The sequence below is a fragment of the Serpentinimonas barnesii genome, from assembly GCF_000696225.1.
Classification (GTDB): Bacteria; Pseudomonadota; Gammaproteobacteria; order Burkholderiales; family Burkholderiaceae_C; genus Serpentinimonas; species Serpentinimonas barnesii.
The window spans coordinates 1-10,212 of record NZ_BAWN01000040.1 but is presented as its reverse complement, the minus strand read 5'-3'; the positions used below and the strand labels follow the sequence as shown (position 1 = coordinate 10,212).

Annotated in this window: 8 protein-coding genes and 1 pseudogene; 4 read left to right on the top strand and 5 right to left on the bottom strand. The window is 63.9% G+C overall.

The genetic code is table 11. The features are described from left to right. Window positions 1-199: 199 nt before the first annotated feature. A complete protein-coding gene (locus SRAH_RS10760; protein ID WP_029463349.1) occupies window positions 200-1,837 on the bottom strand; it encodes a 3-(methylthio)propionyl-CoA ligase in 1,638 nt (545 codons plus the stop codon). 152 nt (window positions 1,838-1,989) lie between these two features. On the opposite strand from SRAH_RS10760, the gene SRAH_RS10755 reads away from it, so the two are divergent. The 4 genes from SRAH_RS10755 to SRAH_RS10740 all read left to right on the top strand — a co-directional run bounded on the left by SRAH_RS10755 (window position 1,990) and on the right by SRAH_RS10740 (window position 5,071). Continuing rightward, complete coding sequence (locus tag SRAH_RS10755; RefSeq protein WP_029463348.1) at window positions 1,990-3,468, top strand: protein adenylyltransferase SelO; 1,479 nt, start codon at window positions 1,990-1,992, stop codon at window positions 3,466-3,468. A 21-nt stretch (window positions 3,469-3,489) separates the two neighbouring features. Then, window positions 3,490-3,903: a peptide-methionine (R)-S-oxide reductase MsrB gene (gene msrB, locus SRAH_RS10750; RefSeq protein WP_029463347.1), complete on the top strand. Its 414-nt coding sequence runs from the start codon at window positions 3,490-3,492 to the stop codon at window positions 3,901-3,903. Window positions 3,904-3,983: 80 nt separating this feature from the next. Further along, a complete protein-coding gene (locus tag SRAH_RS10745) occupies window positions 3,984-4,268 on the top strand; it encodes a BolA family protein (protein ID WP_029463346.1) in 285 nt (94 codons plus the stop codon). A gap of 29 nt (window positions 4,269-4,297) precedes the next feature. After that, window positions 4,298-5,071: a peptidylprolyl isomerase gene (locus SRAH_RS10740; protein WP_029463345.1), complete on the top strand. Its 774-nt coding sequence runs from the start codon at window positions 4,298-4,300 to the stop codon at window positions 5,069-5,071. A gap of 159 nt (window positions 5,072-5,230) precedes the next feature. On the opposite strand, the gene SRAH_RS10735 is transcribed toward SRAH_RS10740, so the two are convergent. From SRAH_RS10735 to SRAH_RS12795, 4 genes and pseudogenes are all read right to left on the bottom strand, one after another. Beyond that, a complete protein-coding gene (locus tag SRAH_RS10735) occupies window positions 5,231-7,900 on the bottom strand; it encodes an Hsp70 family protein (RefSeq protein ID WP_149028981.1) in 2,670 nt (889 codons plus the stop codon). Between the two features lie 43 nt (window positions 7,901-7,943). Beyond that, a complete protein-coding gene (locus SRAH_RS10730) occupies window positions 7,944-8,648 on the bottom strand; it encodes a hypothetical protein (protein WP_149028980.1) in 705 nt (234 codons plus the stop codon). Continuing rightward, window positions 8,648-9,388 (bottom strand): hypothetical protein, encoded by a 741-nt coding sequence (locus tag SRAH_RS10725; RefSeq protein WP_171816052.1) that lies wholly within the window; start codon window positions 9,386-9,388, stop codon window positions 8,648-8,650. The genes SRAH_RS10730 and SRAH_RS10725 overlap by 1 nt, the downstream gene beginning before the upstream one ends. A gap of 228 nt (window positions 9,389-9,616) precedes the next feature. Next, window positions 9,617-10,212 (bottom strand): annotated as a pseudogene (locus SRAH_RS12795) (hypothetical protein); the annotation flags it as partial.

The following is a 10,212-nucleotide window of genomic DNA, read 5'->3' as shown; positions in this document are numbered from 1 at the left end:
CCAAAGCCGGTACGGCGGGCAGGGCACTGGTGAGCAAAGCGGCGGCGGTGAGTTCGCGGCGGGTCAATTTCATGGCTTGTCTCCTGTTATGAGCTGATGCCTGCGCAGCTTAGCCGGAATCGGGCGCAAGGGCTCTCAGGGAATGTCCCTAGCCGCTATCGCTTTGGCGACTCGATCGCGCATTGGCGCAGGCTTGCGCTCACAAACCCGGCAGCCGATAGCCCTTCAACTGCTCGCGCAGCTTCATTTTCTGCATTTTTCCGGTGGCACCGAGCGGGATTGCCTCCACGAACAGCACATCGTCGGGGATCTGCCATTTGGCGATCTTTCCGGCGTAAAAGTCCAGCAACTGCTCGCGCGTGAGCTCCTGCCCAGGTTTTTTGACCACCACCACCACCGGGCGTTCGTCCCACTTGGGGTGCGGCACGCCGACGCAGGCCGCCATCAGCACCGCCGGGTGCGCCATGGCGATGTTTTCCACGTCGATCGAGCCTATCCACTCGCCGCCAGACTTGATCACGTCCTTGCTGCGGTCGGTGATCTGCATAAAGCCGTCGGCGTCGATGGTGGCCACGTCGCCAGTGGGGAACCAGCCGTCGAGCAGCGGCGGCGCGCTTTCGGCGCGGAAATAGTCGCTCACCACCCACGGGCCCTTGACCAGCAGCTCACCGGCCGAGCGCCCGTCCCAGGGCAGCTCCAAGCCGTTGGCATCGACGACCTTCATGTCGATGCCAAATATCGCCCGCCCCTGCTTGAGGCGGATTTGCATTTGCTCGTCTTCGGGCAGGCTCAGGTGCTGGTTTTTGAGCGTGCACAGGGTGCCCAGCGGGCTGAGCTCGGTCATGCCCCAGGCGTGCAGCACCTCGATGCCATAGCGCTCCCGGAAGGCGCGGATCATGGCCGGCGGGCAGGCCGAGCCACCGATCACGGTGCGCTGCATTTTTGGCAGTTTCAAATCGTGCTGCGCCATGTGGGTGAGCAGCATCTGCCACACCGTGGGCACGCCGGCGGCAAAGGTCACGCCCTCGGTGGCGAGCAGCTGATACACCGATTGGCCGTCGAGCGCCGGGCCGGGCAGCACCAGCTTGCAGCCGACCGCGCAGGCGGAGTAGGGAATGCCCCAGGCGTTGACGTGGAACATGGGCACCACCGGCAGCACGCTGTCGCGCGCGCTCAGGCACATCACGTCGGGCAAGGCGGAGGCGTAGGCGTGCAAAATGGTGGACTGGTGGCTGTAGAGCACACCCTTGGGGTTGCCGGTGGTGCCACTGGTGTAGCACAGGCTGGAGGCGCTGCGCTCGTCGAAGCGCGGCCACTGGTAGCTGCTGGGGTGGCCGCCGATCCAGTCCTCATAACTTTGCAGATGGGGCACCTGCGCGGCCCCGGGCAGTTGGGCCAGCGCCGCGTCATCGCACAGCGCCACCCACAGCCGCACGCTTGGGCACTGGGCGGCGATGGCTTGCACGATCGGCCAAAACGTCAGATCAAAGCACAGCACCTGGTCTTGCGCGTGGTTGACGATCCAAGCGATTTGCTGCGGCAGCAGGCGCGGGTTGATGGTGTGCAGCACGCGCCCGGAGCCGCTGACGCCAAAATACAGCTCGAAGTGGCGGTAGCCGTTCCAGGCCAGCGAGGCCACGCGCTCGCCCTGCTCCAGCCCCAGCGCATCGAGCGCCTGCGCCATCTGGCGCGAACGCACGGCTGCTTGGCGGTAGTTGCTGCGGTGGATGTCGCCCTCGACCCGGCGCGAAACGATCTCGACTTCGCCGTGGTGGCGCGCCGCGTGCTCGATCAGGTCGGAAATCAGCAGGGGTTGTTCTTGCATCAGGCCTAGCATGGTTTGTCTCCGGTGGGTGTTGTTAGGGTGCCTTTGGTGCTGCCAAGCGGCAACTTGGGCGCGGGGCAGCGTGATCGGGTCAAGCGCTATCTTAGCGGGACGCCTCAGCCCCACCCGCACCGGGGCATTGCCCTTGCCCGCACAATGCCTGCATGGAATTGCAAAGCAGCCGCTTCGAAGCACTGGGCACGGCCTTCTACACCCGGCTCAGCCCCCAGCCCCTACCCGAGCCCTACTGGGTCGGCTACAGCGCTGCGGCCGCAGCCGATCTGGGTTTGCCAGCCGACTGGCCGCACAGCGACGCGCACCTGGACCAAGCCAGCGGCAATGCGCTGCCTCCAGGGGCTTCTCCTCTGGCCAGCGTCTACAGCGGGCACCAGTTTGGCGTCTGGGCCGGCCAGTTGGGCGACGGCCGCGCGCTCTTGTTGGGCGAGCGCGCTGGCCCCGAGGCGCTGTGGGAAGTGCAGCTCAAGGGCAGCGGCCCCACACCCTACTCGCGCCGGGGCGACGGCCGCGCGGTGTTGCGCAGCTCGATTCGCGAATTTTTGTGCAGCGAGGCCCTGCACGCGCTGGGCGTGCCCACCACGCGCGCGCTGTGCGTGACCGGCTCGCCGGCCCCGGTGCGGCGCGAGCGCATGGAAACCGCCGCCGTGGTGACGCGGCTGGCACCGAGCTTCATCCGCTTCGGGCATTTCGAGCACTTTGCGCAGCGCGGCCAGCACGCGGAGCTGCAGGCCTTGGCCGATTTTGTGATAGCGCACCACTACCCCGAGTGCGCCGCGAGTCCGCAACCGGCGCAGCGCGTGGCCGCCCTGCTGCGGGCCGTGACCGTGCGCACCGCCGAGCTGCTGGCGCAGTGGCAGGCGCTGGGCTTTTGCCATGGTGTCATGAACACCGACAACATGAGCATCCTCGGGCTGACGATCGATTACGGCCCGTTCCAGTTCATGGACGGCTTCGAGCCGCAGCACATCTGCAACCACTCGGACGACGGCGGGCGCTACGCCTTTGGGCAGCAACCGGGCATCGCCCACTGGAATTTGTATTGCCTGGCGCAGGCGCTGCTGCCGCTGCTCGATGGCACGCAACAGGCCGCCGAGGCGCTGCGCCACTACAAGCCCCGGTTCGAGGCCGCGCTGCAACAGCGCCTGAACGCCAAGCTGGGCCTAGGCGAGCCACGCCCCGGTGACGCCGCCTTGGCCGACGAGCTGCTGCGCCTGCTGGCCGCCGAACGGGCCGACTACACCCGGTTTTGGCGCAGCCTAAGCGAGGGCGTGGCCGAATTTTCGCTCAGCGGCCGCGTGACCGAACTTGGCGCAGCGCGCGCGTTGCTGCAGCAAAGCGACCCCTTTGAGGCTTGGGCGCGGCGCTGGCGCGAACGCCTGCTCAGCGACGCGGCGCACAGCCCCGAACAGGCACAAGCGCAGATGCGGCGCAGCAACCCGCGCGTGGTGTTGCGCAACCACCTGGCGCAAGCCGTAATCGAGGCTGCCGAGCAACGCCAGTTCGAGCCCCTGCAGCGCTTGCAGGCCGCGCTGGCGCAGCCCTACGACGATCTGCCCGACTGCGACGACCTGGCCGCCGAGGCGCCCGCATGGGCGGCGCAGATCGAGATCAGTTGTTCCTCCTAAAAACCCGTCTCCCATCCGCCCATGGAATTTCCGATCCACAAAACCCCCGAGCAATGGCGCGAGCTGCTGGCCGCCAAAGGGGCTGAGCCCTTGGCCTACGCCGTGCTGCGCCAGGCCGCCACCGAGCGCCCTTTTAGCGGCCGCTACGAGGCGCATTGGGCCAGCGGCCGCTACCACTGCATGGGCTGCGGCCAGCCCTTGTTCGATAGCGCGACCAAGTTCGACGCCGGCTGTGGCTGGCCCAGCTTCAGCTTGGCCCTGCCGGGCGCGGTCACCGAACGCCACGACCGCAGCCACGGCATGCTGCGCACCGAAACCCTGTGCAGCCAGTGCGGCGCGCACCTGGGCCACGTTTTCCCCGACGGCCCGGCCCCCACCGGCCTGCGCTACTGCATGAACTCGGCCGCGCTCGACTGGCAGGCACCGACGGCCTAGCGCACCACCCAGAGCCCTGACTCGATCCCTTTCCTGCTCCCGGCCTAGCCCCTCTAGCCGGCGCGATAATCCCATCTGCTATGCAACAACCCCCCTCCCCCCACCCCGCCACGGCCGAGGCCCTGCGCGCCACCTTGGAGCAGACCTTGGCCCCGCACCTGCTGGAAGTGATCGACGAGAGCGCCGCCCACGCCGGCCATGCCGGAGCCAACGCGCAAGGCTTTGGCAGCCACTTCCGGGTGCGCATTGCCTCCGAGCGCTTCCAGGGCTTAAGCCGCGTGGCCGCGCACCGGCTTGTGTATGATGCGCTTCGTCCCTATATAGACGCTGGCTTGCACGCACTGGCGATCGAAATCCGGCGCTAGATTTTTCGCTCACCCCCTACCTTTGCTCCATGAAACTCCTGCTCACCGCCGTGGCCTTGGCTGCCACCCTCGCCCTGCCCGCTTACGCGCAAAACCTGGCCATCGTCAACGGCAAACCGGTGCCCACGGCACGCTTGGATACGCTGGTGCAACAAGCCGAGCGCGGCGGCCGCACCGTCGATGACGCCATGCGCGCCCAGTTGCGCGAAGAAGCCATCATGCGCGAGATTTTTGCGCAAGAGGCCGAACGCCGTGGCCTGCGCGCCAGCCCCGAGTTCCGCGCCCAAGTCCAACTGGCCACACAAACCATCCTGATCCGCGAGCTGTTCGCCGACTTCCAGCGCAAGAACCCGGTCACCGCCGCCCAGGTGCAAGCCGAATACGACAAATTCGCCGCCGCCAACCAGGGCCAGGAATTCCGCGTGCGCCACATCCTGGTCGAGACCGAAGCCGAAGCCACCACCCTCTTGGCCCAGATCCGCGCCGGTGGCAACTTTGAGGAACTGGCGCGCACCCGCTCGCGCGACCCCGGCTCCGCGCCCCAAGGCGGCGACCTCGACTGGGCCGGCGCCGATGTGTTCGTGCCCGAGTTCTCGCAAGCCATGGTCAAGCTCGGCAAAGGCCAACTCAGCCCCGAGCCGGTGCGCACCCAATTTGGCTGGCACATCATTCGCGTCGATGACGTGCGCCGCGCCCAACTGCCGCCGTTGGAACAGTTGCGCCCGCAGATCGAGCAAAACCTGATGCAGCAGCGCCTGATGGCCTTCCAGGAAGATCTGCGCGGCCGGGCGCGGATACGCTGAAGTTAAAGTTTCAGCGGCTGAGCGGCTGAGCGGCTGAGCGGCTGAGCGGCTGGGTGCCCGGGGGCTGTGGGCCGATTTCTGGCCGCGCGGCAAAACGGCATGAAGCACGCGGCCCCCGGCGCGCGCAGCCGCCCAGCCGCCCTTCACTCTAAAACCGGTTCAACTGCCTGGCTGCAAATCGAGCTCGCGCCGGTTTTCGTAATTGCCTTGCTGCACCGCTTCTTTGCTGGCTGCGGTGCAAAGCTCAATTGACGAAGGCCCTAGGGCGCGTGCAAACACCTTGTGCCCTAGCGCCTCACCGGCCAGATGAATCGGGCGTTTAAACAATTCCTGATGCCCTTCCGGCAAAGCTCCGGTTAGTGCCAGCGGGGATTGGGTGATGTACACATTCAAAATCCGCTCGCGCGGTGCGCCGATTTCGTGCCACTCACCGTATTTCACGCCTTGTGTCAGGCCGACCACAAACTTGCCCTGCCGCACCCGCCCAACATAGAAAGCAAAGGGTGCTTCATTGCCCGCCACCTGGCGCGCATGATCTACCACTTTGAGTGCGCCTCCTGGACCAAGTCGCAACAAGCCCAGCGCCACGCCGGTTTTACCGGTAGGCCGATAGACGTCGTTGTCGTCGCTGGCAAGTGGGGCGTGGGCTATGATTTCTGGGCCGTCGGATGCAAAAAAACCCGCCAAATCGGTTTTAAGCGGTTCAGACACGGGCTCGACTTCACCGCGCGCAGCCCGAATCCCAAAGCGGCGCAACACCAATGGTGATCGGCTAGCGTTACCGGCCAGCAACACATGCACTTTCAGCGGCCGTTCACTGGCAAAAGCCTGCTGCAGGGCGACATAAAATTTTTGCACCCCTTCGTCGATGCGCTGCGTCAAATACTCAAGCAAGGCGCTGGTCGGGACGGCCAACTCGCAACCCACTTTCTTACCCTCCCGATTGATTAGCTCAATTTTCTCCACGCCACTTCCTGCACCAGCCAATTGACCCGTTTCCCAGAGTGGACGCAGCCGCGCCATCAGCATCAGGGTGTTGGTGTTGGCGGCTCCCGTTTGATCTAGAAACAGCTCGCTGCCGGCAAAATCATCGGCATCCAGTGGGCGACTGAAAACAATTTTGTTTTTTCGGCACACTTCTAGGTTGTGCAACATGGTCCGGTAGGCCATGTTCTCTAGCAGATTTTCACCCCCTAGAAACTTATCGCCCGCGGCCCCGCAGCGCTCAAATACGGCTTCGTACCCGGCATCTTCCTCCTGGGAATCGGGCTGGCGGTAAAAACCAAAATCAAAATCCGTGGTGCCGCCACCAAAATCAAACACAGCGTAGGCCACGCCACCCCCGGAACCCGGCTCTATGCCAAACGCCGGCAGTGCAATGGCCGCATAGGCTGCTGGTTCGGTGGCGCGCTCTTCGAGCGTAAAATCGTTGAATTCTGGCTGATCAACCAGAGTAGAGGGCAAGCTGCGTTGCAAACCACGGCGGAACGCCGCCAAAATGCCGGCCTTGACGCTCTGCGGATAATCCACCGGAAAGGCCATGCAGTAGCGCAGAAACAGACCGCGCCCACGCCAATTGATGCTCATCCCCAAAAACCAGGCGTAGAGCTCCAGCGGATCAAACGGGTCAGACTTACCCACCGCCAAGGGCTGCCCCTTGACCGGGTTGCGAGGCGGTAACGGGCACAACTCGTATTCTTGTTGATTAACCTGATCGCTCAACAACAGGCGCTGCTCCCAAGCCTGACGCAAGGCCCATTGTTTGAGCTTGCCCAGTATGCTGGCCACCACCACCGGATTGGTTTCGTTGTGGCGCCAATTGTGCAGCGCCTCGTGCGAACAACGCACTTGATCCCAGCGCACATCGGGGCGGTAGGTGCGCTCCTGCCAGGCCGTCAGCATGGCAGGAAAATCAATGAACTCCAGCACGGCCGGGTTCTCATAATGCGCGGCCTGCGGCTTTTCAAAAAAATCCTTGACCCCGATGCGCATGAGTTTGGAGCGCCCGTTGTCGTCCCAAGCTACCACCGTGCTGCTGGTGCCAAAATCGATGGCCACATAGCTTTGTCGTACATCCTGCACCGGATTGCGCGCCCGAATACCAAATTCCACGAGTTGCTCCGGCGGCTGGCCCCAAGCCTCCCATATCCCCTTGCTCTGGTCGCTAAACTGCGTCACATCAAGCATCGGCAGGCGGCAGGCCTGGTAGTCAATAGCAGCCAGCCAAGTCTTTAAATCATCGGCACCCGGAGTTCGAAAGCTGGAGAGCAAAGCGTTGAGTTTTTTATCGTCCAGCGTCCAGCCATGCTGCAAAGCTAGGTCGAGCATGGAAATCGCCCCAGGTTCTGGCAACTGGCAACACAGGATGACGCAACCGGAAGCAGAGGGATAGATGCCAAAACTGCCGGCATTCAAATCGTAGCTGCCGCCATCGCAAAGCCAATACTGCTGCTCGTAGAGGCGGTAATTCTGTCCGCGGCGCATCGGATTGCCACTGCCCTGCGCGAAGTGCGTGAGTTCGTCAGGTTTGGGCAAGCACCAAACATCGAGATGCGCACCAGACCAAGGACCGGCCAGTGCCTTGCCTTCGTCGAGTTTGCAAACCACAAACTTGTTTTCGCGCTCGGGAACTGCCCACAACAGACTGGTGGCTGCTTCGTAAATTAGGCTTACCCCGTCGGAACCCCGCAAACAGTGAAAAGTGCGTGTAGCCAACTGAGCTGCCATTGTCTGGCGCATGGCTTTGCGGTAATTAAGCAACAAATTGTCCGGCGCCCAGGCAGGCACCGGAGGGGCAGTTGCTTTGACGCTGCTCGAATGGGTGTCCATATGTGTGTGGTGTGGGTTCAAAAAATCTCTGGCCATTTGGGGCTTAGGTTTGCACAAGCGGCAGTTTTTGCACTTCAGCCCCGGCATTGCGCAGCCCCGGAAGCCACAGCGCACGCACCCTCTCGCCACTGGGGGTGGCGCGCTGCATTCGGCGGTAGTCGTAATCGGCCCCAACTTGGCACTCCAGCAGGGCCGCCTGCCGGTCTTGCCAGCGCAAATTGTGCAGCGCCAGCGCACCTTGCAAGAGATTGAGCTCGGTGGTGCTGACCGCGCGTTGCTGGGTTTTGCAGCGCAAAGCCAAGGTGTCCCACAACTCCAGCACCACGTCCCACTGTGCAGCGCGAGCGATCAGGCGCACCAACTGCCGGCCCTCGCATTCGGGCTCGGCAGACAACCACTCGCTGGCCAGTTTGCTGTCGGTGCGCAAGGCTTGCAACAAGCTCAACTCCGCGCCCACCTGCTGGCGCAAAGGGTCTGCGGGAGGCGCAACGGGAGGCGCAAAGGCCAAAATCGGCGACCCTATTGGGGGCTGGTCGCTGGCCCTTGAACTGCCCTCAACGGCTTCAGCCTGTGGGGTGGCCACAGCGTTCAAGCTGCGCACCAACTGCTGCAGCGTCGGGTCGTGGCGCAGCAGTAGCAGCAAATCAGGCACCGTCAGTTTTTCTAGGCGCCAGCTTGAAACCGCCTCGGCTGCATTGGCCTGCAACTCCCGCAGTCGCCTTCGTTGCACTTCATCGGTCGGCTCCATCAGGCCTCTCCCAGCCAGGCACGCATTTCGGGGCGCAAATCCAGCCGGTGAGGCAGTTGCCGACAAAACTCGCGCAAACGCTCGCTTTCGCTGGCAGGCAAGCGCCGAAGCCGAGTTTGCAGCGTCAGCAAAGTATCTGCACTCGGCTCTGGCCAAGGCGAGGTAATACTGGGCAGTTGCAAGCGCCCAGCCAACAAGGCCAGATCGTGCGGCGCGATGCTGACAAAGGGATTGCGATAAATGGCCGGCAAGTAGCTGATGAGCTGCTCCATGCTGGGCAATTGCATCGCCACCATTTGTTCCAAGATGGCCGTGCGCTCTGCCTCTAGCTGCCGACGCTCCGCGCGCAGGGGTTTGATGGCAATCTCGTCGCATTGCAACTCCGCTCCCGGCTTGGCCGGCGGCGCAACCGGGTTGCGCTCTAGGTTGCTTTCGAGCACCGGCAGCAGATGCTGCGTCAGCCAATCGTCGGGGGGCAGCGCAGCGGTCGGGGCTTGTCCAGATAGCCGAGCGGCTCGGTCGCGCAGGGGTTCCCAGCGCAGTATCTGCCAGCGCGTGCAACCCAACTCGGCCAATTTTGGCAGCACTTCGCTTAATTGCAGCAGGGTAGGAGCGGTGTAGAGTAGGTGCAACTCAAAATCTTGCAGTCCGTTGGCACGGTCTTCGCGCTGGCACAGATCATCGAGAACGTCGTTTAAGCTGGAGCGTGCCGTCAGGGGGTACCAATCCTCACCCAGCACAGCACAGCGCCACCAGCGCAGCGTGGCTGTGCGGGCGAAACATCCGACCTTGCGATCTAGCAGTAGCAGTACGCGCAAATCGTGTGTTTCCATGGGGTGTTTTGAACAAGGCAGGTTGATAAACGCCGGGCAGACAGCGCCAAGCCCTAGGATTATGACAAACAGCCAACCGGCCTTGGATGGACGGCCTCCTTCTTGACCCGGTCTAGGCGCAACACTGCCCTCTCATCAGGGACATGCTGGGTCTGCATGGTAGGCTGCCCATGTTGGAGCCATGCCCCAGCCCCGCTCGCGCCACGCCCGCTGCGCCGCCCGGTGCCCGGCATCGGGATAAGGCAGCTCGGCCCAATGGCCCACAAGCTGCGCGCTCGGCGGCGGGCTGCACTCGGCCAGCCCCAGCAGCCGCGGCCCGGCGCGCTGCTGCAGCGCCTGCGCCAGTTGCGCCTGCCCCGGGGCATAGACGAGCTGCAAGTGCTGTACACCTGTTGTGTCGCACAGCGCCAGCAAAATGGCGGCGTGGCGCTCCAAGGTGTGCCAAACCATCTGCTTGGGTTTGTCGCTCTGGCCAAAACCGATCAAGTCCGGCACCAGCCAGCGCCCACCCTGGTCCAAACGCGGTTGCAGCCAGGCCGCCCACTGCGGCCACCAGCCATCCGGGCCGTGCAGCAGCAGCGTGGCGGATGCGGATGCAGCTTGCGGCCCTGTGTCAATATCCAGCGCGTGCAGGCGCAAGCCCTCAAGCTCGGGCCAATCGTGCCACATGCGGCTGTGCGCCTGCCAGTGCGCAAAGGCCTGCCACAGCGGCTCGAAAGCCGCGGCTGGGG